This window comes from Pseudomonas sp. LB1P83 (genome assembly GCF_054897885.1).
The window spans coordinates 4,599,242-4,623,003 of sequence record NZ_CM142709.1; the positions used below are offsets into that span (position 1 = coordinate 4,599,242).

A 23,762-nucleotide genomic window follows, 5' to 3' on the forward strand; every position below is an offset into this window, starting at 1 on the left:
CCACACAGGGCGCCGCGCAGTCAGTCCTTTCAAACCAGGCCAAGCCCGGCCAACAGCATGTCGATCACCTTGATCCCCGCGAACGGCACCAGCACGCCCCCCAGCCCATAGATCAGCAGGTTGCGATTGAGCAACGCCGCGGCGCCGATGGCTCGGTAGGTCACACCCTTCAGCGCCAGCGGGATCAGAAACACGATGATCAGGGCATTGAAGATCACCGCGCTCAGAATCGCCGAGTTCGGGCTACTCAGGTGCATCACGTTCAGGGCACCCAGTTGCGGATAGGTCGCGACGAATGCGGCCGGTACGATAGCAAAATACTTGGCCACATCGTTGGCCACGCTGAAGGTGGTTAACGCGCCGCGCGTCATAAGCATCTGCTTGCCGACTTCAACCACCTCGATCAGCTTGGTCGGGTTGCTGTCCAGATCGACCATGTTGCCCGCTTCCTTGGCGGCCTGAGTACCGCTGTTCATGGCCACGGCCACGTCCGCCTGGGCCAGTGCCGGCGCATCGTTGGTGCCATCTCCCGTCATCGCCACCAGCTTGCCCTGCGCCTGGTAGTCACGGATCAGTTGCAGCTTGTCTTCCGGCCGGGCCTCGGCCAGAAAGTCGTCGACACCGGCCTCCACGGCAATCGCCGCCGCCGTCAGGCGGTTGTCGCCGGTGATCATGACCGTCTTGATCCCCATGCGCCGCAGTTCGGCAAAACGCTCCTTGATACCGCCCTTGACCACGTCCTTGAGCTCGACCACGCCCAATGCCTTTTCACCATCGCACACGACCAGCGGCGTACTGCCACGGCGCGAGACTTCATCGACCTTGCTCTGCAATGCCGACGGGAAGCTGCCGCCCAGCGCCTCGATGTGCTGGCGAATGGCATCTGCCGCGCCCTTGCGGATGCTCCGGCCACCGGCGAGATCGACGCCGCTCATACGGGTTTGCGCGGTGAAATGCACGAAGCTCGCCCCCAGGGCATTGAGGTCCCGCGCCCGCAGGTCGAACTTCTGCTTGGCAAGCACAACAATACTGCGTCCTTCCGGCGTTTCGTCGGCCAGCGAGGCCAATTGCGCGGCGTCCGCCAGCTCCGACTCCTTGACTCCGGGCGCTGGCAGGAAACTGCTGGCCTGGCGATTACCCAAGGTAATGGTGCCGGTTTTGTCCAACAGCAGGACATCAACGTCACCCGCCGCTTCCACAGCCCGCCCGGAGGTGGCAATGACGTTGGCCGACATCATCCGGCTCATGCCCGCCACACCAATCGCCGACAGCAGGCCGCCAATGGTCGTGGGGATCAGACAGACCAGCAGCGCCACCAGCACCGTTGCGCTGACCACGTCGCCGCCGCTCATGGTCACCGCCATCATCGAATACGGGCCCAGCGTCACGATCACCAACAGAAACAGAAACGTCAGCCCCACCAGCAGAATGGTCAGCGCGACTTCGTTGGGCGTCTTCTGGCGCTTCGCGGATTCGACCATGGAGATCATGCGATCCAGAAACGACTCGCCGGGATTGACGCTGATACGCACCACCAGCCAGTCCGACAGCACTTTTGTGCCCCCGGTGACCGATGAAAAGTCGCCGCCCGCCTCGCGAATCACCGGTGCCGACTCCCCGGTGATCGCGCTTTCATCCACCGACGCCACACCTTCGATCACCACACCATCGAGGGGCACCAGATCGCCAGCCTCGATCAACACCACGGTGTCCTTGATCAGTTCGCTGGAAGGCACGAGCCTCCAGGCGGAACCGTGCCGGGGTTGCTGCAACAGCTTGGCCAGGGTCTGGCGCTTCATCCCGCGCAGGCTGGCCGCCTGGGCCCGACTGCGCCCCTCGGCCAGGGCTTCGGCGAAGTTGGCAAACAGCACGGTGAACCACAGCCACAGCGTGATGCTGAGAATGAAACCACTGGGGGCTTCCCCTTTGCCGACCAGTGATTGAACCCACAACAGCGTGGTGAGAATACTGCCCAGGTAGACCACAAACATTACCGGGTTCTTCCACTGCGCCTGGGGCAGCAATTTTTTGAAGGCATCCAGGCACGCCGTGAGCAACAATCCACGGTCGAACAAAGGCAAACGAACTTGCTTACTCATGGTTGTTTCTCTTGTTCACTGGCCGCAAGGGATGGCTGATGCGCAGGCGTCAGAGCGTCCAGCGCGAGGTTGAGTTGCAGCACATTGACCCGGGGCTCGCCGAGCAAACCTAAGGTGCGTTGCTCAGTGTGGGCATTCACCAGCTTCAACAGATCGGTTTCCGGCAGGTGACGCAGGCGTGCGACGCGCGAAGCCTGAATCTGTGCGTTGGCCACCGAGATGTGCGGGTCCAGACCTGACGCCGACGAGGTGACCGCATCCACCGGCACCTGGGCATCGGCTGCCAGACCGTTCTGCCGGCGGTAGGCTTCGACGCGCATGGCCACGGTGTCGATCAACTTCTGGCTGGTCGGGCCAAGGTTGCTGGCACCACTGGAACCTGCGTTGTACGGCTGGGCCACGCTCTTGCTCGGATCCAGTGGGTCAGCGCCGAGGGTCATGCTCGGCCGCCCCTGAAAATATTCGGGGCGAGTGAAATGCTGGCCGATCACCGCCGAACCGATCACCAACCCGTCCCGTTCAACCAGACTGCCCCGGGCCTGATAGGGGAACAGCACGTTAGCCACCAGCGTGGTGAACAACGGATACACCAGCCCGGTCAGCAACATGAAGAACGCCGCCGAAATCAGCACCGGGCGCAACAGGCCGACAAACAGAAATTGCACCTTGGTTTGTGTTTGTACTTGAGTCATCACATCCCCCTCACTTGTAGGTCTGGCCGGACAGCAACTGCAGTTGCTCGACCAGCGGGCCGAGCGCGAGCGCCGGCAGGAAAGTCAGGCCGCCCACCACCAACACCACAAACACCACCAGAAACATGAACAGCGGCGTGGCGGTCGGGATGGTGCCGGCACCGGCCGGGATGTTCTTTTTCATCGCCAGGGAACCGGCGACCGCGAGCATCGGCAGCATCGTGAAGAAGCGTCCGAGCAACATGGCAAGACCGATGGTGGTGTTAAAGAACGGCGTATTGGCATTCAACCCGGCGAACGCCGAACCGTTGTTGGCTGTGCCCGAGGTGTAGGCATACAGCACCTCGCTGAAGCCATGAGGCCCCTGGTTGTTGAGGCTATTGAGGGTGTCGGGCCAGAGTGCCGCCAGGGCGGTGAAGCCGAGAATGCAGATGGGGTGCGCCAGTACCGAGAGCATGACCAGCTTGATCTCCCGAGCCTCAATCTTCTTGCCGAGGAATTCGGGGCTGCGACCGATCATCATGCCCACCAGAAACACCGTCAGCAGCGCGTACTGGATCAGGTTGATAAAGCCCACGCCGTCGCCACCGAACACGCAGTTGAGCATCATCTGCGCCAGCGGTACGAAGCCGCCCATGGGCGTCAGCGAGTCATGCATGGCGTTCACCGAGCCGGTGGTTGCGCCGGTGGTGGTGGTCACGAAAAGGCTGGTGTCGGCAATCCCGAAACGCAACTCCTTGCCCTCCATGTTGCCGCCACTCTGGGTCGCTGACAGCACCTGATCCGCGCCCACTCGGGTCAACAGCGGGTTACCACTTTGTTCGGCGGTGTAAACGATGCTCAGAAAGCCGACGAACATCACCAGGAACGTGCCAAAGAACACCCAGCCCTGACGCCGACGCATCAGCATGCTGCCGAAGGTGTACGTCAGCGCTGACGGGATCAGCAGCATGCTGAGGATATGCAGCATGTTCGTCAGCGGGGTCGGGTTCTCAAACGGGTGCGCGGCGTTCATGCTGAAAAAGCCGCCACCGTTGGTGCCGATGTGCTTGATTGACTCGAAGCTCGCCACCGCGCCGACGATCAATTGCTGTTGTGCGCCTTCCAGCGTAGTGGCAAGGGCCTGGGAGTTCAGGGTTTGTGGCATGCCTTGCCAGACATAAACCAGCGCCATGCCAAAACACAGTGGCAGCATCACCCGGTACAGCGTGCGAGTGAAGTCCACCCAGTAGTTGCCGATGTCAGCGGAGTTCGACCGACTGAGGCCGCGAATGAATCCCGCCGCGGCCACAACGCCCGCTGTTGCGCCGACGAACATCAGGAAGGTGATAACCGCCATCTGGCTGAAGTTGGACAGGCTGGTCTCACCTGAATAAGCCTGCCAGTTGGTGTTGGTGATAAAAGACGCCGCGGTATTGAACGCCAGATCCGGCGTTTGCGCGCTCAGCCCCAAGGGATTGAGTGGCATGAAACCTTGCAGACGCAACACGATGTAACCCAGCAACATCATGGCCGCGTTCGACAGCAACAGGGCCGAGCCATAACGTGCCCAGCCCATGGTTTCGGTCGAATCGATCCCCAGCAAACGATACGTGGCGCGCTCCGCCAAGGCATGATTTCGCCCGGTGAATACCAGCGTCAGCCACTTCCCCATCAGAACGGCGAGCCCGGTCATCAACCCGAGAATCACCGCAAATTCCAGCATAGTGCTCAACATGTCGATGCTCCGTTCAAATCTTGCCCATGGCGACGATGACCATGGCTGTCGCAGCAAAAAACACCACGCTAACCCCCATGAAAATCAGGTCGTACATTGCCGTTTTCCTTTCTCAAGACCGCCCTGGCGGACGAATAAAAACGCCTGTGCCGCAATGACTGCGGCCATCAGAACTTTTCTGCACGGATAAGGGCGTAACCCAGGTAGGCGAACAACAGGGCGGCGCACAGGCCGCTGGCGATGTAAATGAACTCGAGTGTTAACAAGACAGCTCCCCCTGACTTAACGAATGGGCACCCGCAATCGGGCCCCGGTAGAGCGCGTCAGAGCACAAAACGCACTGAATACGCGCTCTTTTCTGCGCAGTGCAGGTTATGTGAGGGGGTATCAAGGACAGACACTGATTGGGGGCAGCGGTATTAAGACGGCGTATAGATCGAGCGAAACGGGTGGTAGGCGGGAGGTGATGCGAGGGAGCAACGACAGTCACGAACGGGCACTGTGAAGTGCCCGTTCCAGGCTCGGTTCATTACGATTTGAGCGGCAACCAGATTTCCAGCACGCCAGTATTGAGCTTCGGGTTGAAGTCTTCGCTGTAGCGTTCGAACTCCGGGGCGTCCGCCGCTTCTTTACCGGACTGCGGCAGCCAGGTTTTCCAGATGTACTGAAAGGTCGCGGGCAACTGGTCCAGCGTGCCTTTGTGCTCGAACACCGCGTAATGCTGGGGTTGAACTTCGACCCAGCGGTACTTTTCGGGCAGGTCATCCAGTTTGTCGATCTCCACGCCGGCGATGTATTCGAAACCACCTTTGCCATCGGGATTGCAGCAGATGCCGTAGGTCACTTCACCTTTTTGACCGGGAATTTTGCCAATCTCGGGAACGAACTTCTCCCAAAGGTCGGGGATGCCTTGCGTGGTCTGCTGGGTAAATCGGCCACCAAACCCTGCAATGAGCAGGAAGTGCCCGTGTTCGAAGCGGGGATCGGCCGGTTTTACGCCTGTTTGCTCATCCATGACTCAACTCCTGAGACGAAAAAAGTGGGTTCGGCTGGGAGTATAGAAGCCAAACCCGATTCGCCCAATTACAGGGCGTGCAACTGTTCGACGGCGCCTGTGCCGACGAACTCGTTATAACCCGATAGGATCACGTAGACCGCGAAATAGCAGAAGATCGCCGCCGATGCCATATAGGAGTAACGCAGCAGTTTGTCGCCCAGCAACTTGCCGCCATGGCTCGCGGCGAAGCACAAAGCGACACACCAGAGCACGCCGGCGCAGAGAAACCCACCGAGAAACAGCGCCGAACTGACAGCATCACCGCCACCGGAACGCGCGATCAGCGTGCCGCCCACCGCCGCGAACCAGAGGATGGCGCTGGGTGACGACATGGCCAGGAAGATCCCGCGGAAAAACTCCTTACGGTGGGAGTTCTGCCCCACCTCCGCGGACTGAGCCAGCACCGCCTCATGGTGAATCGCCGAATAAATCATCTTCGCCGCGAAATACATCAGCAACACCGAACCGCCAATCCACAGCACCCAGCGCACGGTTTCGTATTGCAGCAAAACGGTCATGCCCGCCAGTGCCAACACCGCGTAAATCAGGTCACCGACGCACGTCCCCAACCCCAGCGCAAAGCCCTGAAAATAGCCGCGTTGCATGGCCAGGGTGATCATCGCGATATTGGCCACGCCGATATCCAGGCACAGCGAAAGGCTCAGCAAAAAGCCGCTGGTAAATTCCATCAACCGATTTCCTTCGGACAAATTTGTTTACATAGTGGCTGGACAGTGTGCCACAACAGCCCTTACATTCCGCCACAGGCCACCGCAGTGGCCAGCGTCGCTCGGACGGTTCCGGGCGCTCACGTTACCGAGGCAACAATGGCTAACCCAGGTTCGCCGCGCCGCTTTGCGCGCATAGATCGACTCCCCCCTTACGTATTCAACATCACTGCCGAGCTGAAGATGGCCGCCCGTCGTCGTGGCGAAGACATCATCGACTTCAGCATGGGCAACCCTGACGGCCCTACTCCGCCGCACATCGTCGAAAAACTGGTCACCGTAGCCCAGCGCGAAGACACCCACGGCTACTCGACGTCCAAGGGCATTCCGCGTCTGCGCCGGGCCATCTCCAATTGGTACAAGGATCGCTACGAGGTCGACATCGACCCGGAAAGCGAAGCCATTGTCACCATCGGTTCCAAGGAAGGCCTGGCGCATTTGATGCTGGCCACCCTCGATCAGGGCGACACCGTGCTGGTGCCGAACCCGAGTTACCCGATTCACATCTACGGTGCCGTGATTGCCGGCGCCCAGGTACGGTCGGTGCCGCTGATCCCTGGCGTGGACTTCTTCGCCGAACTGGAAAGCGCCATTCGTGGCTCGATCCCGAAACCGAAGATGATGATCCTCGGCTTCCCGTCGAACCCCACGGCTCAATGCGTGGAGCTGGATTTCTTCGAGCGAGTGATTGCGCTGGCCAAGCAGTACGACGTCTTGGTGGTACACGACCTGGCTTACGCCGACATCGTCTACGACGGCTGGAAAGCCCCGTCGATCATGCAAGTGCCGGGCGCCAAGGACATCGCGGTGGAGTTTTTCACCCTGTCCAAAAGCTACAACATGGCGGGCTGGCGGATCGGTTTCATGGTCGGCAACGCTGAGCTGGTCAACGCCCTGGCGCGGATCAAGAGTTACCACGACTACGGCACGTTCACCCCGTTGCAGGTCGCGGCCATTGCGGCGCTGGAAGGCGATCAGCAGTGCGTCAAAGACATCGCCGAGCAGTATCGGCAGCGCCGCAACGTGCTGGTCAAAGGCCTGCATGAATTGGGCTGGATGGTTGAAAACCCGAAGGCGTCGATGTATGTCTGGGCCAAGATTCCCGAAGCGTACGCACACATGGGCTCGCTGGAATTCGCCAAGAAAATGCTCGCCGAGGCCAAGGTCTGCGTCTCGCCGGGTGTCGGGTTTGGTGAGTATGGGGATGATCATGTGCGCTTTGCGCTGATCGAAAACCAGGACCGGATTCGTCAGGCTGTGCGCGGGATTCGCGGGATGTTTCGGGCTGATGGGCTCGTTCAGAAAACCAGCGCCAGTTAAATCGCCTTCGCGGGCAAGCCTCGCTCCTACGGTTCAGAGTCGAATCGAAATGGTGTGATCGACTCAACCCTGTAGGAGCGAGGCTTGCCCGCGAAGCTTTTTAAACGAACATCGACAGCAGAAGGATAAAGCCCAGCGCAACGATGGACAGGATGGTTTCCATCGCGGTCCAGGTTTTGAAGGTTTCAGCCACGGTCATGTTGAAGTACTGCTTCACCAGCCAGAAACCCGCGTCGTTGACGTGAGACAGGATCAACGAACCGGCTCCGGTGGCCAGCACCAGTAGCTCACGGTTCACACCCGGAATCATCCCCACCACTGGCACCACGATGCCCGCGCCGGTAATGGTCGCCACGGTTGCCGAACCGGTCGCGATACGGATCACCGCCGCCACCAGCCAAGCCAGAAGGATCGGCGAGATCTGCGCGGCCACTGCCATGTTGCCGATGACATTACCAACGCCGCTGGTTACCAGCATCTGCTTGAAGCCACCGCCGGCACCAATGATCAGGATGATCGCTGCGGTCGGCGCTAGGCTCGCATCCAGCCATTTGAGCATCTGGTTGGAGCCAATGCCCTGCTTGTAACCGAAGGTGTACAGCGACAGCAGCAACGCCAGCAGCAGTGCCGAGATCGGGTGACCGATCAGGTCCATAAAGGTGCGGAAGAAGTTGCCGTCCGGCAGCACCACATCGGCAAAGGTCTTGAGCAGCATCAGGAACACCGGCGACAGCACGGTGATCAAGGTGATGGAGAAACTCGGGAGATCGGCAGAATCGTTTTCACGTGCCAGTTGATCCACCAGTTCCTGGTTAGGATGACCGGGGATGTATTTGGCAATGAACGTGCCGTAGATCGGGCCGGCAATGATCGCCGTCGGCAGCGCAACGATCAGGCCGTAGAGAATGGTTTTACCGATGTCGGCGCCGAACACGCCAATGGCCAGCAACGGACCCGGGTGCGGCGGAACCAGACCGTGTACGGCAGACAGACCGGCCAGCAGCGGGATGCCGATCTTGATGATCGACACGCCGGTACGCCGGGCGACGATGAACACCAGCGGGATCAGCAGCACGAAGCCGATTTCGAAGAACAGCGGAATGCCGACCAGGAACGCGGCGAACATCATCGCCCACTGCACCTTGTCCTTGCCGAACGCACGAATCAGCGTCTGGGCAATCTGATCCGCCCCGCCCGACTCGGCCATCATTTTGCCGAGCATGGTGCCCAGCGCCAGGATGATCCCGACGAAACCGAGCACCCCACCAAAGCCGTCCTGGAACGCCTTGATGATGGTGCCGATCGGCATGCCGGAGGTCAGCCCGAGAAAGGCTGCGGCAATAATCAGGGCAATGAAGGGGTGGAACTTGAACTTGGTGATCAGGACGATAAGCCCGATCACCGTGACCACTGCATCGAGCAGCAGGAACGTCTCGTGGGACATGCCAAACATTAGGGGTGTCTCCTGGTTGTTGTTGTTATTAATGCGGGTAATTCGCAAGCCGTAAGGACAGCGCTGTCTCTCGGGGCAAAAATCATGACGCGCGTTTCAGGCCATGTTCCAGCCACCAGACATGCGCCTGTTGCGCCAGTTGCTCAACGCTGTGGTTCGAAGCGTCCAGAGCCAGGGTCAAGGTCTCGCCAACGGGCGATTCAAGCGTGGCGAACTGGCTGTCGATCAAGGTCGAAGGCATGAAGTGGCCCGGCCGATGGGAGACACGATCGGCGGCGACTTCAGGGGTCAGTTCCAGGAACACGAAGCCCAGGCCAGGCAAGGCGCTGCGCAGGCGTTCGCGATAAATGTGTTTGAGGGCCGAGCACGTCAGCACCGGGCGCTGGCCCTGGGCATCGACGCGGCGCAGCTCTTCGCACAGGCTGTCGAGCCAGCCGGCACGGTCTTCGTCGTTCAGGGGGATCCCCGCGCTCATCTTTTCGATATTGGCGGCAGGGTGGAAAGTGTCGCCTTCAATGGCGGTCGCGCCGCTGAGTTGGCACAAGGCCTCGCTGACGCAAGTCTTGCCGCAACCGGCAACGCCCATGATGACCAGGGCGGTGATGGGATGATTCATGTAACACCTCAGCGCGCAGACAGCGCTACCTTTGAAAGCTGTGACACTCGTTCAAAAGCAGAAGTTGCCGACGCCTTCTTGTCATTTTTGTGGGTTGCAGCATGTTCGTTCCCAACGCCAAAAAACGGGGATCAGGCAAACCCCGCTCACGCATTTGCAGCTGCGTCGAGACAGCGCTACCTTAGTGCCTCGAATTTTGTTTGGCAAGCCGTCCGATGATCTCTCCTAAAAACGATAAAAATACGCGCACCACTGGCCGCCCTACCCTGAACGAAGTGGCACGTCTGGCCGGTGTCAGCCCGATCACCGCTTCCCGCGCCTTGCGCGGCGTCAGCACGGTGGCCACCGAACTGGTGGAAAAAGTGCAGAAAGCGGCCCTTGAACTGAACTACGTGGTCAACCCTGCCGCCCGCGCATTGGCCTCGGCCCAGAGCCATTCGGTGGTGGTTTTGGTGCCTTCACTGTCCAACCTGCTGTTCATCGATACGCTGGAAGCCATTCATCAGGTTTTGCGTCCCAAGGGCTTCGAAGTGCTCATCGGCAACTTCCATTACTCGCGCGATGAAGAAGAAAACCTGCTGCGCAATTACATGGCTTATCAGCCCCGTGGCTTATTGCTGACCGGTTTTGACCGCACGGAAAGTTCGCGGCGGATGATCGAGGCGAGCAACATTCCGTGCGTGTACATGATGGAACTGGACAGCGCGGCCGGCCTCAATTGCGTGGGTTTTTCGCAGCTCGCGGCGGGTGAAACGGCGGCGCAACATTTGCTGTCCCGTGGGCGTAAACGCCTGGCCTACATTGGTGCGCAGCTGGATCAACGCACCTTGCTGCGCGGCGAAGGTTTTCGCAAAGCCCTGCAAAAGGCCGGTTTGTATGACCCGGACCTGGAAGTGCTGACGCCACGCGCGTCGTCCGTCGGCTTGGGTGGCGAGCTGTTTCTGCAACTGTTGGCCAGTCATCCCGACGTGGACGCGATTTTCTTCGGCAACGACGACCTGGCCCAGGGTGCATTGCTTGAAGCCATGCGATGCGGGATCAAAATCCCCGAACGTGTGGCGATCCTCGGTTTCAACGACCTGCCCGCCTCGGCGCACATGGTGCCGCGTCTGAGCAGCATCAGTACGCCGCGCGAGGCGATTGGCCGGCGTTCGGCGGAGTTGATGTTGACGCTGCTGGCGGGGAATGCGGTGGCCAAACCGGTGCAGGACATGGGGTTTGAGTTGAAGGTGCGCGAAAGCACATAACCTGTGGTGGGATTTCAACTAACCTTGATAGTGTTTCTCATCCCGTTGATTGCCTGCCGGCCTCGGCACTGCCGATCCGGTTTGAAAACCGCGCAATGTCTGTCAGATTCCTGAAGCGTCGAATCGCTAACGGAGTAGCTCAATGGAACACGCACTGAAGATTCTGGGTAAAGCATCGTCCATCAACGTCAGAAAGGTCCTGTGGACCTGTGAGGAACTGGCTGTTGCCTATGAACGTGAGGACTGGGGCGGCGGTTATGCGTCCACCCACACGCCAGAGTTTCTCCGGCTCAATCCCAACGCGCTGGTGCCGGTGATCATCGACGAAGCTGGCGTGCTGTGGGAGTCCAACACCATCTGCCGTTATCTGGCAGGCAAACACCAGAACACCGATCTGTTACCCCACGAACCGGCCGCGCGCGCTCGGGTGGAGCAGTGGATGGATTGGCAGGCCACCGAACTCAATGCCTCATGGAGCTATGCATTCACGGCCTTGGTCCGCAAGGATCCGGAGTTCCAGGACCCGCATCACATCGCTGCCGGTGTACGAGGCTGGAACCAGAAGATGGGCATTCTCGAGCATCAGCTCGCGATGACCAAAGCTTACGTCGCCGGGCCACGGTTCACCCTGGCCGACATTGTCATCGGGCTGTCAGTCAACCGCTGGCTGATGACGCCGATGGAGCGGCCCGACTACCCGGCCATCGACGAGTATTTTCAGCGATTGGCACAACGCTCGGGCTTCCTCAAACACGGCTGCAACGGCTTGCCTTGATGCCATGCCTTTGCTTGCCGCCAGGCGGCAAAGGTTCACCGCAAAACCTGCATTGGGCGCCAGCCAAAAAGACCATAACCAACTGATATATAGATAATTTTCTATATAGGCATACTATTTGCTGAAAGCACTGCACCACAAACACCTACAAGGTCTACTCATCATGTTGGTCAGTGCAAAACAACACATGCAAAACCTTCCCTTGCCCAAGCAGTGGGGCAAGGATCCACTCGCCGAAGCTGCGGCCGGAACCGACCTTCAGGGCTCGATGATGCAAGCCCTGCAAACCAACGTGCAGGCGCAGGTTCAGGCATCCGCGACCCAGCAAGCCACGCAACAAGTCAGTGAGGCGAGCAAGATCAGCGACAACGTTGATGAAGCGTTCGCGAAAACCCGCGTGGCCTTGCAAGCTGCCGAGTCATCCAAACTGCCCGCCGATGCCCAATTCAGGACCAGTGATAGCCCGGCCGGAGACGCCTTCAAGGAATACATGAGCAAAACGCCGGAACAGCGTCTACGCGACAGTATTCTGCAAGAGATGGGACTGACAGAAGACGAAGTAAACGCCATGCCGCCTGAAAAACAGCAGGCGATCGCTAAAGAGATCACCGAGCGCATGGAGCACAAGATCAAACTGGTGCAGGCCGAGAAAGAAAACGGAAATAGTGAGAAAGGCAGTAGCCAGGTAGTCGACAAGTTTCTTGCTTCGCTTTGATTTTCATTGCTTCCAAAAAAGAGTCCCGCCCAGGAGTCTTTGCTCTGAAACCTCCCGACCGTTCATCACCTAAAAAGCAATACTGTAATTTATGACAGTAGACGGCCTCCCTCGCTTGGAAAATCATGTTTTCACCGCGTTTCCAGGATTACCGCGGTTTCATCCATTACTGGCAAGGAAGAAAAATCATGACCACAAAAAAAACTGCGGTTGGACTGTTCAGCGTGAAAGTCAAAGAAAACGGTGGAGATGAGGTTTCTATCCCAACTACAGATATCGTCCTCTTAGTTAAGGAGCGCGAACTGATTGTCGGCGGAAACAACCCAGACTTCTTTCCGGCAAACTGGGGGGCCCAAATTGAAATCAACCAAGAAATAAAACCTGGGTCATACAAAATCAGCGACGATTTAAGGACCTTTGCATTTTACAACTCAAAAGAAAATCCCGGCTCCTCGTGGATGGCGAAAGACGGTGAAATCATTTTAGATGCGGTAGACCTTGATAAAAAATATGTGAAAGGGAGTTTCAACTTCACCGCTGTAAGTCGCCACACCCCTCCGCAGTCCGCAGAAGTCAGAGGTGATTTTTCGCTCACTGAATAAGCCTGAGGTAACCGGTGATTCAAGAATGTTTCGCCGAACAAATTTGCCCCTCCACGCAGGAGGGGCAATCCAGCAAAACACTAGCCTATCCGCAACGTCGAATTAAACTGACTGATCGCATCCACCACATGCCGCGACCCTTGCTGAATCTCCAAGATCACCTCCCCCGCCTCGTTCGCCAGTTCCACCCCGAGTCCGGTTCGGCTCAAGCTCGACTGCATGCTCGACACCGCACTCAACGACAGATCGTGGTTCTTGCGCACCACGTCGACAATCTCCAGCGTCGCCTGACTCGTGCGTGCCGCGAGGCTGCGCACTTCATCGGCCACGACGGCAAACCCTCGCCCGTGCTCCCCCGCTCGCGCCGCTTCGATGGCCGCGTTCAGCGCCAGCAAGTTGGTCTGGTCCGCAATGCCGCGAATGGTCTGGACGATGGTGCCGATGATGTCGGACTGTTTGCTGACCGCATCGATACTGAGCGCGGCTTCGTTCAAGTTCCGGGAAATGTCCTGGATGATCTGCACCGTTTGCTGCACTACCTGAGAACCCTTCTGCGCACAGGCATCGTTTTGCACCGAGGTGCTGTGAGCCGATTCCGCAGCGGTCTGCAAAGTGGTCACTTGCTCGGTGATGTCGCTGGCAAACTTCACCACTTTGTACAGCCGGCCCTTGGCGTCGAACAAGGGGTTGTAGGAGGCTTCGAGAAATACGGTATGGCCGTATTTGTCTTTGCGTTCAAAACGATGGGAGTGATATTCGCCGCGATTGAGTGAAGCCCAGAACGCTTTATAAGCCTGCGACTCGGCTTCAGCGCGGTGGCAAAACAGGCTGTGGTGCTGACCGACCACTTCGTTGAGCGAGTAATGCATGGTCTTCAGGAAGTTTTCATTAGCCGTGATGACTTTGCCGTCGGGACTGAATTCGATCACGGCCATGGAACGGCCTATCGCCGCCAGCAGGCTAACGTTTTCGTGCTCCTGATAGATCCGTGCGGAGATGTCCGAGGCGACTTTGATCACGCTTTTAACCTGGCGATCGGGACCGAATACCGGCATGTAACTGGCTTCGAGCCAGATATCCTTGCCGCTCTTGTTCAAGCGTAAAAAAGTCCCGCTGATCGGTTCGCCACGGGCCAGGTCTCGCCACAACTTCGCGTACGACTCGCTGCGGTAGAACCCTTCTTCACAAAATATTCGGTGATGTTTGCCGCGCACTTCGTCTGCGTTATAACCCATGACACTGCAAAAGTTGTCGTTGGCATCAAGCACGATGCCTTCCGGGGTGAACTCGATCATCGCCATCGATCGACTGACAGCCGCCAACTTGGCGTTGGCTTCGGTCAGCGCACAGCTGAATCGTTGGATTTCCAGCAGGTCAGCCTTGTGATGTAGGTTAAACATGGTCGTATCACCCTTCAGCGCGTTTTTTGATTGATGAAAGTTCTTTGGTCTTTCAACGGATCCACCACATCGTTCTATGGAACAGGCACACGCGTTCCTCCAGGGGAGGAATTGTCAGGTGATCAATGATGTTCAATCGGAGAGTCCATGCAGCAACGCTCTTATCAAGACATCCTTCTCTTGATAGCCCGGGACCGGGCCAGCCCTAACGTTTTCAAAAGTAACTCCCTTTACCGGCCAGCTCCTTGGTTGCTACGTGTCGGTGCCTTGGGTTAAGCACTCTTGCGCTGCAATTTTCATATTGCGAACGACATCGTTAGCTACGAGTCAGCTTAGACAGCCGCTTGAGGGAAGCAAGGCCACTAGTCGGCCAGTATTGAGGACAAAATCGGTTCAGCGAGCATGTCCAGCAACGCTAGTACGGCCGCAGAAGGTTTTTTGTTCGATGCGGCCAGGGCAAACTCACGATCGATGCGCGGATGGACCGGTACCACGCGCAAGCCTTGTCGATTACTTGGCAGCGTCATCTCGGGCACCAGCGTCACGCCGATGTTTTCCCGCACCAGCGTGAACGCACTGCTCCATTCCCGGACCTCGACCCGAACGTCACGCAAGTGCAGCCCGGCATCGGCGGCGAGGCTGCGGGCGTTGGTCGAGCAACCACCGGTGGCCAGCACAAAAGGTTGCTCCGCCAACTCCGCGAGGGTGATGCCTTCTTCATTCGAACGACGCGCCAAAGGATGGCCCCCCGGCAGAACCGCCATCCAGGAATCACGCCCCAAATGACCGGCATTGCGCTCAGGTGCCGGGTTTAACACCACGCCGACATCCACCAGCCCGGCAGCGAGCAGCGTTTCGACTTCATCGTCGCTGACTTCCAGCGCCACCACTTGAATACCGGGATACAGCCGATTGAACTGGCGCAGCAGCGGCGGCAGGAACGTTGCCAGCACCATGGGAAAACTGGCCAGGCGAATAGTGCCGCGTTGAATGCCTTTGGCGGCATCGACGGTGCTGCGAATCGATTCCAGAGCGTCGAGCATGGTCCGCGCATGCTCGATCACAGGAAGGCCGATGGCCGTCGGCAGGGTCTGGCGATTCTCTCGACTGAACAGCTGAACACCCAGGGTGTCTTCGATCAGGGCCAACGCCTGGCTGGCCCCTGACTGGGTCATGCCGACGCGCTCGGCAGCCCGGGTGATGTTGCCGGTATCGGCCACCGCCACCACCATTCGCCAGTGCATCAGATTCATCATGGCAGTAGCTTTCCTTATGGCAGGGCTCTGAAAGATTAATTTTACCGAGGGTGCCGCGCACTATGACACTGGCGCAAATCCCCAACCAGAGCCCTGCCGATGAAGTTGTATTACGCCCCACACGCCTGCTCGCTGGCGCCGCACATTGTGCTGCGTGAACTGGATTTGCCCTTCGAGTTGGTACGTGTCGATAACAGGACCAAGAAAACCGAGACCGGCGCTGACTTCCTCGCGATCAACCCCAAAGGGTATGTCGCTGCCTTGCAATTGGATAACGGCGAGGTGCTGACTGAAGGACCGGCACTCCTGCAATACCTGGCGGATCTGCGACCCGAGTCGAAACTTGCTCCGGCGAACGGGACGTTCGAGCGGGTACGGTTGCAGGAGTGGTTGAATTTCGTCTCGACGGAGATTCATGGAGGGTTGGGTTGGCTGTTCAATTCGCAATTTGCGGATGAAGTGAAGGCGCAGATCAAAGAGAAGCTGTTCAAGCGGTTGTCGGTGCTGAGCCAGACGCTGGAGCGGCAAGATTATTTGATGGGCGAGTTCAGCGTGGTTGATGCGTATTTGTTTACGGTGCTGCGTTGGGTGCCGCTGTTTGCGATTGATTTGGGTCAGTGGCCGGCGTTGGTGCGATTTCAGGCCAGAATTGACCAGAGGCCAGCCATTAAGGCGGCGTTGGCTGCTGAATCTTTGTAAGTCTTGAGACCATCGCGAGCAGGCTCACTCCCACATGGGGATATTCCGTGGACACAGTATTTGCGTGCACCCGAAATCCCTGTAGGAGTGAGCCTGCTCGCGAATGCGGTAGTTCTTACACCGCAAAATCATCAGGAAAAAACTACAAACTCGCACTCACCTTGGTCGCCACCTCCCCCGGCACCCAGGCTTTCCAGATCTGCGGCTGATTGCGTAAAAACGCCTCGGCCACTTGGCGTGGTTGCTGGCGCTTTTCGCTCATCTGCCCCAGCGTCTGGTTCAGCAAATCGATTGGAAAATCGACCTTTTCAAAGAACGCCACCAGGTCCGGGTACTGCGCCTTGAACGGCGCGGACACGCCAATCGCCAGGCTTGCCGGCATCGAGCGCGTGCCTTTGGGGTTGGGGTTTTTGGCATCGGCCAGGGTCTTCCAGGCTTCGGCATCGAACGGCGGCTCGTCGAGTTTCACCAGCTTGAATCGGCCCAGCAGCGGTGTTGGCGACCAGTAGTAAAACAGCACCGGTTTGCCGCGGCGGATCGACGAAGCGACCTCGGCATCCAGCGCCGCGCCGGAGCCGGTACGGAAGTTGACGTAGCTGGCGGTCAGGTCATAAGCCTTGAGTTTCTGGCTGTTGACGATCTCCGAAGTCCAGCCGGTCGGGCTGTTGAGGAAACGCCCGCGGCTTGGGTCTTCCGGATCGCGGAACACGTCCTTGTAACGGGCCAGGTCGGCAACGGACTTCAGTTCCGGGGCCAGTGGTTTGATGCCGCGTTCCGGGTCGCCCTTGATCACGTATTCGGGCACCCACCAACCTTCGGTGGCGCCTTTGACCGTGTCGCCCAAACCAAACACCTTGCCCTCGGCTGACGCCTTGACCCACGCCGGACTGCGCCCGGCCCATTCTTCGCCGATTACCTGAATGTCGTTCCTGGCCAACGCCGCTTCGAGGCTGACGGTGCTGCCCGGCAAGGTGTCGGTGGGGTAGCCGTAACCCTTCTCGACGATCAGTCGCAGGATTTCGGTGATCAGGCTCCCGCTCTCCCAAGTGATGTCACCGAAGTGAATCGGTGCAGTTTTTTCGGCGGCCGGAACATGGGTTGCCACAAGGCTCAGGGCCAGCAGCGAACTGCCGAGCAGGGTTTTGATCGATCTCATACGGACCTCTGGGTCAGGGGTTGGTTGGCGCTGTGCTGGGCGCACAGTGCCTGGGAGCGGGTCATGTAGACGCTGACCGAGCGCTGGGAAATGCTCAGTTCGGCGGCGATTTGCGGGTAGGTCAGACCGTCGATTCGCGACAACAGGAAGGTCGCCCTGACCTTGCCTGGCAAGCGATCAAGTGTGCGATCCAAGCCATGCAATGACTGGCTGAGTTGCACCAGTTCCTCGGGGGATTTCACATCGATATGTTGCAACTGATTGAGGTGTTGGTGCTCCAGATCCCGGTGGCGCCATAGCTGATAAATCAACCGGTGGGCGATGGTGGTGAGCAAGGCGCGAGGCTCGCGGATCGGTGTCAGGCCTGGGGATTCGAGCAGTTGCACGAAGGTTTCGGCGGCGATGTCTTCGACGCTGAAACCGACACCTGAATGCCGGCGCAAGCGTGCGCACAGCCAGGGGTAATGAGCGCGGAACAATCCGCCCACGTTATTGCGATGGGAGACGTCGGTGCCGGACATAGAGGCTCCAAGGGTTAGGGGTCGCTGAATGTCCGGTGATCCGGTGGCGCGATCCTAGCAAGGAGCCTTATTCTTTAATAATACTTAAAAAGTATTTTTATATTCCTTAAATGAATTTAGATTGGTGGCGTCCGATCAATCGCTTTCGCGGGCAAGCCTCGCTCCTACAGGGTTAGTGTCGATGATCAATCCCGCGGCCGACACTAGCCCTGTAGGAGCGAGGCTTGCCCGCGAAAATTCTAACGGTCAACGCAACCGCCCATAACCCAACGCTTCGGCTTCCTGCTGATAATCGAGAATGACTTGATAGTCGCTCTCGCTGGCCCGCAGCACTTCCTGGAGGCCGAGGATTTCCGCGACATCGGGCAACTCATGCAATGAGGCGTTCATCGCCTGCCGAAGCACTTCAACCTGCTCATCGGTCAGCGTCGCGGCCGTGATGAACGGCAACGTCGGACTGAATGCACTTCGGGCCACGACGTGCAGACCTGCGACCTCGTTGTCGGCATGCCGCGCCAGATAGGCGAAGGTCACGCTGTCGATGGCTGCCAGGTCTGCAAGTTCTTCGCGCAGCCAGCGCAGGCTCTCGCGGTGACTCCCACTGATAGCGACACTGGAAAAAAACTGACCGTCGCGATGCAGCGGCGCCAGTCGATGCCGCAAGAGGTTCATGCCGCTGTTGGAGTCTTCGCCGTTGATCACCCCGCGACTGTCGCGAAAGGCCGGCAAGGTTCGCCGTGGATCATCGGCGCGGCTCAGCAGCAGGCTGCAATGATTGCCGCCATTGCTGTCGGTGAGTTCATAACGAGGCCGGCCGACGACCCGGACTTTGCCGCGCAATGCGGTCATCAGCGGGTAGCCGCAGGTTTGAGTCAGCAGCAGATCCGGCGAGAGCCAGAGTTTGGGCAGCGACAGGCCTTCGGCACTTAAACGGGCATGGCCCAGGTGTTCGAGGATGCGCGAAAGCCAGCGCTCGTTCGCCGCGCGTATCGGCTCGGGGGCGACGTACATCAAGAGTTCGGCGATGTGTTCAGTCATCAAAAATCTCCCCGACAACGAAATCCCCCTGTGGGAGTGAGCTGTGGCGAGGGGATTTAGCGAAACGTCGCACCGCCCCGTTGGACTGCGAAGCAGGCCCAAGATTTTGGGGCGGCTGCGCCACCCAACGGGGATAAATCCCCTCGCCACAAAGGCTCGCTCCCACAGGGTTCAGGTGTCGATCATAAAAAATCAGTGGAATGGATGCCTCGGGCTATCGATGGCCTTCACTCCATTCTCCCGCCACAACTGCCCATAACCCTGCACCAGAAACCCGCCGCTGCGCGCCAGCCATTGCTCGCGGCGCGCGTGGTAGGCGCGTGGCAAGTCGTACCAGGGCAAACCCGGCAAGTCGTGATGCACCAGGTGAAAATTGAGGTTCAGGAACAGCCCGCGCCACGGCCAGGCCGCTTCGTTGAGCACGGAGCGTTGCTCGGGTTCGGCGTGCGGGCGGTGTTCATAGTAGGAGCGAATCATCGCAATCGAAAGCGCCGGCACGCTGATCAATAACAGGTAATGCCAGACCGGCAGCACACTGTAGCGCGCGATGAACACCAGCATCAGCAGGGTCAGCGCACCGTGGGTCAGCCACATCAACCATGCTTGTCGCTCACCGTTGATCAGCCGCTGCAGCTCTTCCTTCGCCAACGCCAGCAGGGCCAGCGGCGCACCGAGCATGAAGCGCCCGAGCACGGTTTTGTTCAGCCTGTGCAGGCCTTGTTCGAGGAGCGAACTGCCCTGCCACTGCGCGGCCGTCAAGTAACGGCTTTCCGGATCGATTCCGGGGAGGGTCAGGTCTTCGTCGCGGTGATGCAGCAAATGGCTGTCGCGATACAGGGTGTAGGGATACCAGACGGCGAATGGTGCGTAGCCGAGGATTTTGTTCAGCGCCGTCCAACGGGTCGGATGCCCGTGAAGCAATTCGTGCTGTACCGATAACCAGAGCACCACCAGCGGGATCAGCAGAAAAGTGCTCCACCACAGCCCCAGCCGATCACTCGTCAGGACAATGCTGAACCAACCGACATACACGCCGACCAGCAACAGCCAGGTCGGCCACTCGGTGCGAGCGGTCAGGCGTTGGCGCAGGGTTTCGATTTCTTCTCGGTGGGCAGCATCGAAGTAATGGGGCATGGCGTTGCTCAGATCGGGGACCAGTCCCCTTCTGTGCAATGGCGCAGGGAAATCTTGCAGATTATTTGGTGATCGTTCCCACGCTCTGCGTGGGAATGCCTCTAGGGACGCTCCGCGTCCAGTGACGCGGAGCGTCACGGGCTGCATTCCCACGCAGAGCGTGGGAACGATCGATTAACGCGGGATCAATGACCGAACACATCCACCTTTTTGGCCTTCTTGTCTGCGCGTTTTTCATCGGCGGTTTTCGCCGGTTTCTTCTTTGCTGCTTTTTTTGAATCCATGCCTTTGGCCATGATACGTACTCCACTCATACGGGATGTGAGATCAGGTATACACCTATCCCCGGCCGCGCGTTCTTTTATAATCCCCCGCTTTGCGCACCGAAAGACCAAACCCATGCCCGACACCCAGTACACCCTGCTCGCCGAGCCGTTATGGCCGTTGATGAACAAGTTTTATCGCGCCCACCAATCGCCGATGAAAGCGGTCCGCGACGCTCAGCTGTGGGTCGCAAGGCGCGATGAGATCGTTGGCGCGCTGTGTTTGCGGCCGGTCTCGGGCGGGCATTGGTTGACGGGGTTGTTCGTCGACCCGGCGTGTCGGCAACAAGGGATCGCGGCGGCGTTGATGGCCGCAGCGGTGAGCGGTCTTGAGCTACCGGTCTGGCTGTTCTGCCATCCCGACTTGCGTGGCTTTTATGAACGCCAAGGGTTTTCCTTCGATCCGCACATGCCATACGCCATGACCGAACGCTTGAGCCGTTACGCGCGCAGCAAACCGATGATCGCCATGGGCCTGGCTAAACAGCACACTTCAGACTGATGGAGCCCCCTGTAGGAGCGAGCCTGCTCGCGAAATCGGAGTGTCAGACGACATCAATGTTGAATGACAAATTGCTTTCGCGAGCAGGCTCGCTCCCACAGGGGGGTTGTGGTGTTTTCGGATCAGTCGTCGGCGTTAGGGTCGAGATCCGGAAACATCACTTCGGTAAACCCGAACTTGCTGAAGTCGGTAATCCGCGACGGGTACAGCCGGCCGATCAGGTGATCGCATTCATGCTGTACCACTCGCGCATGGAATCCCTCGGCAATCCGCACAATCGGCTGTCCCTTGGGATCAAAACCTTCGTAGCGAATCTGCTGATAACGGTCCACCGCGCCACGAAGGCCGGGCACTGACAGGCACCCTTCAAAGCCCTCTTCCATCATCGGGCTCAACGGCGTGATCAGCGGATTGATCAAAATGGTCTGCGGCACCGCTTCAGCATCGGGATAGCGTTCGCTGTGCTCGAACCCAAAGATCACCAATTGCAGATCGACTCCGATCTGCGGCGCGGCCAGGCCAACGCCACCGACGCTTTCCATGGTCTGGAACATGTCGTCGATCAACTGCCACAGCTCAGGGCTGTCGAACATTTCAGCCGGGACCGGCGGGGCGATGCGCAGCAGGCGTTCGTCGCCCATTTTCAGAATTTCACGGATCATTTGATGACTTCGTCAGTGGTGGGCTTGATCGAGTGATCCCGACCCAGTCCCGAAACATGCTGTTTGTGTTCGTGGTCGTTCTCGCCCGGGACTTTTTCGCCGTCATTTTTGCCTTCGGTCGACATGTGCTCGATCACCGCATTCATTTCGGCGCCGAGCAATAGCACCGCGGCGGAAATATAGAAGTAGAGCAACAGCACGATAATCGCGCCGATACTGCCATACATGGCGTTGTAGTTGGCGAACTCCTTCACGTACAGACCGAAACCCAGCGACGCGATGATCCATACCACCACCGCCAGCACCGAGCCTGGGGTGATAAAACGAAACTCCTGTTTAACGTCGGGCATGACGTAATAAATCAGCGCCACCGCCATCATCAACAGAATCACGACCACCGGCCAGCGCACGATGGTCCAGAGGGTCACGATGAACTCTTCAAGGCCGACTTGCGAGGCGATCCATTCCATCACCTGCGGCCCGAGCACCATCAGCGCGGCGGCCACCAACAGCATGCCGGCGATGCCAACGGTATAGATAATCGACAGCGGAAAACGCTTCCACGCGGGCCGGCCTTCGACGACGTCGTAGGCGGCGTTCATCGCGCTCATCATCAGCCGCACGCCGGCGGACGCGGTCCACAGGGCAATCACGATACCAATCGACAGCAAGCCACCCTTGGACTGCTGGAGTTGGTCGATCACCGGGTTCACCTGCTCCAGCGCTTGTGGCGGCAGGACCAGCTCGGATTGCAGGCGCAACCAAGAGAAGAAGTCCGGCAGGTGCAGGAAACCGATCAGGGCGATCAGGAACAGAATGAAGGGAAATAGCGAAAACAGCATTTGATAGGCCAATGCCGAGGCATAGGTCGACATCTCGTCGTCGACGAACTCGGTGACCGTGCGCACCATGACACGGTGCAGGCGCAGACCTTTCATGTGAGGGAAAAACATTAGCGTCTCCTTTCGCCGCAAAATGGGTAGAAGTCGAGGCGACTCAGGGGCCGTTTTCTACATCAAAGTAGCCTACTTGGCGACTTTGAAACAATTTCCGTGCGCAAGTTCAGGCTGACACAAAAACGGCCATCCGTGGATGGCCGTTCATGTTGCTCATCAAAGGCCGATTCAAGCCTTGTCGACGCCTTTCTTGATGGCGTCCTTGGCTTTGCCGACCGCTTGTTGGGCCTCACCTTTCTTTTCCTGAATTTTGCCTTCGGCTTGCAGCTTGGTGTTGTCAGTTGCCTTGCCGACACCTTGCTTGACGTTGCCGACGGCTTCGTTGGCCATGCCTTTTACTTTATCGCCAGTGCTGCTCATGGTGTTTCTCCTGTGAACAAATCAATGAGAAAAGTCGTTACACAAAGATTGACCGGAGGCGTTTGCACGGAGTTTCATTTATTTTCAGCCACACATTTCATCGTTCAGTGCAGATCAGGCTTTATGTTTGCCGGCCAACCCCCGAGAATGCGCAACGTATTCAGGCCATGGCGCTGAAGATCCAATCCCGTAGGAATGTTATGAAACTCGATAAAAAGCAGGCCATTGCCCGCAGAAACCAGGAACTCGGCGGTGCTGTGCTTGGCGTCAACAACTGCCATTTCACCGAACTGAACCGCAACCGCAACATTTGGTGGTTCGATATCCCGGTGGCGCGCCTGGCCATTGGTCAGTACGAATGGGTTCACCTGCTGATGCACACGCCGGACACCGACGAACTGCTGCACCTGAAAGTGCCGACGGTGTTCCTGCGCGAGAAGCTTGAAGGCCTGGTGGTGCGCAACGAAGGCAAACGCAAAGCCGCGTTGAGCCTGGAACTGAGCGCGGACAAGGATTCGTACCTGCAGGACATGCGCCCGGCGGGCACCAACGTCAATTTTGCGCCGTTCCGCCTGTAACTTTGCACATCCCCTGTGGCGAGGGAGCTTGCTCCCGCTGGGCTGCGAAGCGGCCCCAAATCAGGCGCTGCGGTATTTTTGGTGTATCTCCATCGACTGGATGAGACTACGACTGCTGCGCAGCCGAGCGGGAGCAAGCTCCCTCGCCACAAAAGC

At 58.5% G+C, this 23,762-nt stretch carries 25 protein-coding genes and 1 pseudogene; 8 read left to right on the forward strand and 18 right to left on the reverse strand.

Translation table 11 applies throughout. The features are described from left to right. Nucleotides 1-29: 29 nt before the first annotated feature. The 6 genes from kdpB to ACYZTY_RS21140 all read right to left on the reverse strand — a co-directional run bounded on the left by kdpB (nucleotide 30) and on the right by ACYZTY_RS21140 (nucleotide 6,254). Entirely contained in the window at nucleotides 30-2,099 is a 2,070-nt protein-coding gene (kdpB, locus tag ACYZTY_RS21115) for a potassium-transporting ATPase subunit KdpB (RefSeq protein ID WP_461955326.1), read from the reverse strand. After that, entirely contained in the window at nucleotides 2,096-2,791 is a 696-nt protein-coding gene (gene kdpC / locus ACYZTY_RS21120) for a K(+)-transporting ATPase subunit C (protein ID WP_461955327.1), read from the reverse strand. Before kdpC ends, kdpB begins: the two co-directional genes overlap by 4 nt. Nucleotides 2,792-2,801: 10 nt before the next feature. After that, on the reverse strand, nucleotides 2,802-4,508 hold the full coding sequence (kdpA, locus tag ACYZTY_RS21125) for a potassium-transporting ATPase subunit KdpA (RefSeq protein WP_461953587.1): 1,707 nt from the start codon (nucleotides 4,506-4,508) through the stop codon (nucleotides 2,802-2,804). Between the two features lie 167 nt (nucleotides 4,509-4,675). Further along, nucleotides 4,676-4,774 (reverse strand): K(+)-transporting ATPase subunit F, encoded by a 99-nt coding sequence (gene kdpF, locus ACYZTY_RS21130; protein ID WP_095130908.1) that lies wholly within the window; start codon nucleotides 4,772-4,774, stop codon nucleotides 4,676-4,678. Between the two features lie 263 nt (nucleotides 4,775-5,037). Continuing rightward, nucleotides 5,038-5,523 carry a GyrI-like domain-containing protein gene (locus tag ACYZTY_RS21135; RefSeq protein ID WP_461955328.1) on the reverse strand — a complete coding sequence of 162 codons (486 nt, stop codon included), beginning with the start codon at nucleotides 5,521-5,523 and terminating at the stop codon, nucleotides 5,038-5,040. Between the two features lie 68 nt (nucleotides 5,524-5,591). Next, complete coding sequence (locus tag ACYZTY_RS21140) at nucleotides 5,592-6,254, reverse strand: LysE family translocator (RefSeq protein WP_461955329.1); 663 nt, start codon at nucleotides 6,252-6,254, stop codon at nucleotides 5,592-5,594. A gap of 138 nt (nucleotides 6,255-6,392) precedes the next feature. Here ACYZTY_RS21140 and alaC point away from each other — a divergent pair, with 138 nt between their 5' ends. Further along, a complete protein-coding gene (gene alaC / locus ACYZTY_RS21145; RefSeq protein ID WP_461955330.1) occupies nucleotides 6,393-7,613 on the forward strand; it encodes an alanine transaminase in 1,221 nt (406 codons plus the stop codon). Between the two features lie 100 nt (nucleotides 7,614-7,713). Here the strand turns inward: alaC and ACYZTY_RS21150 are convergent, their stop codons facing one another. Both ACYZTY_RS21150 and ACYZTY_RS21155 read right to left on the reverse strand, forming a co-directional pair. Beyond that, nucleotides 7,714-9,066 (reverse strand): GntP family permease, encoded by a 1,353-nt coding sequence (locus ACYZTY_RS21150; RefSeq protein WP_461955331.1) that lies wholly within the window; start codon nucleotides 9,064-9,066, stop codon nucleotides 7,714-7,716. A gap of 82 nt (nucleotides 9,067-9,148) precedes the next feature. Continuing rightward, on the reverse strand, nucleotides 9,149-9,682 hold the full coding sequence (locus tag ACYZTY_RS21155) for a gluconokinase (RefSeq protein WP_461955332.1): 534 nt from the start codon (nucleotides 9,680-9,682) through the stop codon (nucleotides 9,149-9,151). A gap of 215 nt (nucleotides 9,683-9,897) precedes the next feature. Between ACYZTY_RS21155 and gntR the strand changes: the two genes are divergently transcribed. The 4 genes from gntR to ACYZTY_RS21175 all read left to right on the forward strand — a co-directional run bounded on the left by gntR (nucleotide 9,898) and on the right by ACYZTY_RS21175 (nucleotide 13,021). Continuing rightward, nucleotides 9,898-10,929 (forward strand): HTH-type transcriptional regulator GntR, encoded by a 1,032-nt coding sequence (gntR, locus tag ACYZTY_RS21160; RefSeq protein ID WP_131059738.1) that lies wholly within the window; start codon nucleotides 9,898-9,900, stop codon nucleotides 10,927-10,929. A gap of 142 nt (nucleotides 10,930-11,071) precedes the next feature. Continuing rightward, nucleotides 11,072-11,704, forward strand: coding sequence for a glutathione S-transferase family protein (locus tag ACYZTY_RS21165; protein WP_461955333.1), 633 nt, complete (start codon nucleotides 11,072-11,074; stop codon nucleotides 11,702-11,704). 163 nt (nucleotides 11,705-11,867) lie between these two features. Continuing rightward, entirely contained in the window at nucleotides 11,868-12,419 is a 552-nt protein-coding gene (locus ACYZTY_RS21170; protein ID WP_461959370.1) for a hypothetical protein, read from the forward strand. Between the two features lie 188 nt (nucleotides 12,420-12,607). Next, nucleotides 12,608-13,021, forward strand: coding sequence for a hypothetical protein (locus ACYZTY_RS21175; RefSeq protein ID WP_461955334.1), 414 nt, complete (start codon nucleotides 12,608-12,610; stop codon nucleotides 13,019-13,021). A gap of 80 nt (nucleotides 13,022-13,101) precedes the next feature. Here the strand turns inward: ACYZTY_RS21175 and ACYZTY_RS21180 are convergent, their stop codons facing one another. The 3 genes and pseudogenes from ACYZTY_RS21180 to ACYZTY_RS21190 all read right to left on the reverse strand — a co-directional run bounded on the left by ACYZTY_RS21180 (nucleotide 13,102) and on the right by ACYZTY_RS21190 (nucleotide 15,677). Further along, nucleotides 13,102-13,674 (reverse strand): methyl-accepting chemotaxis protein, encoded by a 573-nt coding sequence (locus tag ACYZTY_RS21180; protein ID WP_461959371.1) that lies wholly within the window; start codon nucleotides 13,672-13,674, stop codon nucleotides 13,102-13,104. An 18-nt stretch (nucleotides 13,675-13,692) separates the two neighbouring features. Then, nucleotides 13,693-14,421 (reverse strand): annotated as a pseudogene (locus ACYZTY_RS21185) (PAS domain-containing protein); the annotation flags it as partial. A gap of 362 nt (nucleotides 14,422-14,783) precedes the next feature. Beyond that, nucleotides 14,784-15,677 carry a LysR family transcriptional regulator gene (locus ACYZTY_RS21190; protein WP_461955335.1) on the reverse strand — a complete coding sequence of 298 codons (894 nt, stop codon included), beginning with the start codon at nucleotides 15,675-15,677 and terminating at the stop codon, nucleotides 14,784-14,786. A 99-nt stretch (nucleotides 15,678-15,776) separates the two neighbouring features. Here ACYZTY_RS21190 and gstA point away from each other — a divergent pair, with 99 nt between their 5' ends. Then, nucleotides 15,777-16,376, forward strand: a complete 600-nt coding sequence (gene gstA, locus ACYZTY_RS21195) for a glutathione transferase GstA (RefSeq protein ID WP_461955336.1) — start codon at nucleotides 15,777-15,779, stop codon at nucleotides 16,374-16,376. Between the two features lie 142 nt (nucleotides 16,377-16,518). Here the strand turns inward: gstA and ACYZTY_RS21200 are convergent, their stop codons facing one another. From ACYZTY_RS21200 to ACYZTY_RS21215, 4 genes are all read right to left on the reverse strand, one after another. Beyond that, nucleotides 16,519-17,532: an ABC transporter substrate-binding protein gene (locus ACYZTY_RS21200; RefSeq protein WP_461955337.1), complete on the reverse strand. Its 1,014-nt coding sequence runs from the start codon at nucleotides 17,530-17,532 to the stop codon at nucleotides 16,519-16,521. After that, the gene (locus ACYZTY_RS21205; RefSeq protein ID WP_461955338.1) at nucleotides 17,529-18,053 is read right to left on the reverse strand and encodes a sigma-70 family RNA polymerase sigma factor; all 525 of its coding nucleotides are present in this window, start codon (nucleotides 18,051-18,053) and stop codon (nucleotides 17,529-17,531) included. The genes ACYZTY_RS21200 and ACYZTY_RS21205 overlap by 4 nt, the downstream gene beginning before the upstream one ends. Before the next feature lie 246 nt (nucleotides 18,054-18,299). Further along, nucleotides 18,300-19,091, reverse strand: a complete 792-nt coding sequence (locus ACYZTY_RS21210; protein WP_461955339.1) for a phosphate/phosphite/phosphonate ABC transporter substrate-binding protein — start codon at nucleotides 19,089-19,091, stop codon at nucleotides 18,300-18,302. A gap of 192 nt (nucleotides 19,092-19,283) precedes the next feature. Then, nucleotides 19,284-20,225: a fatty acid desaturase gene (locus tag ACYZTY_RS21215; protein ID WP_461955340.1), complete on the reverse strand. Its 942-nt coding sequence runs from the start codon at nucleotides 20,223-20,225 to the stop codon at nucleotides 19,284-19,286. A gap of 399 nt (nucleotides 20,226-20,624) precedes the next feature. Between ACYZTY_RS21215 and ACYZTY_RS21220 the strand changes: the two genes are divergently transcribed. Continuing rightward, entirely contained in the window at nucleotides 20,625-21,050 is a 426-nt protein-coding gene (locus ACYZTY_RS21220) for a GNAT family N-acetyltransferase (protein WP_461955341.1), read from the forward strand. A gap of 122 nt (nucleotides 21,051-21,172) precedes the next feature. On the opposite strand, the gene def is transcribed toward ACYZTY_RS21220, so the two are convergent. The 3 genes from def to ACYZTY_RS21235 form a co-directional block, all read right to left on the reverse strand. Continuing rightward, complete coding sequence (gene def, locus ACYZTY_RS21225) at nucleotides 21,173-21,712, reverse strand: peptide deformylase (protein ID WP_461955342.1); 540 nt, start codon at nucleotides 21,710-21,712, stop codon at nucleotides 21,173-21,175. After that, entirely contained in the window at nucleotides 21,709-22,665 is a 957-nt protein-coding gene (locus tag ACYZTY_RS21230; protein ID WP_461955343.1) for a YihY/virulence factor BrkB family protein, read from the reverse strand. Before ACYZTY_RS21230 ends, def begins: the two co-directional genes overlap by 4 nt. A 171-nt stretch (nucleotides 22,666-22,836) precedes the next feature. Next, complete coding sequence (locus ACYZTY_RS21235) at nucleotides 22,837-23,028, reverse strand: CsbD family protein (protein ID WP_400507342.1); 192 nt, start codon at nucleotides 23,026-23,028, stop codon at nucleotides 22,837-22,839. 200 nt (nucleotides 23,029-23,228) lie between these two features. Here ACYZTY_RS21235 and ACYZTY_RS21240 point away from each other — a divergent pair, with 200 nt between their 5' ends. Continuing rightward, nucleotides 23,229-23,606, forward strand: a complete 378-nt coding sequence (locus tag ACYZTY_RS21240) for a hypothetical protein (protein ID WP_109634211.1) — start codon at nucleotides 23,229-23,231, stop codon at nucleotides 23,604-23,606. Nucleotides 23,607-23,762 lie beyond the last annotated feature (156 nt).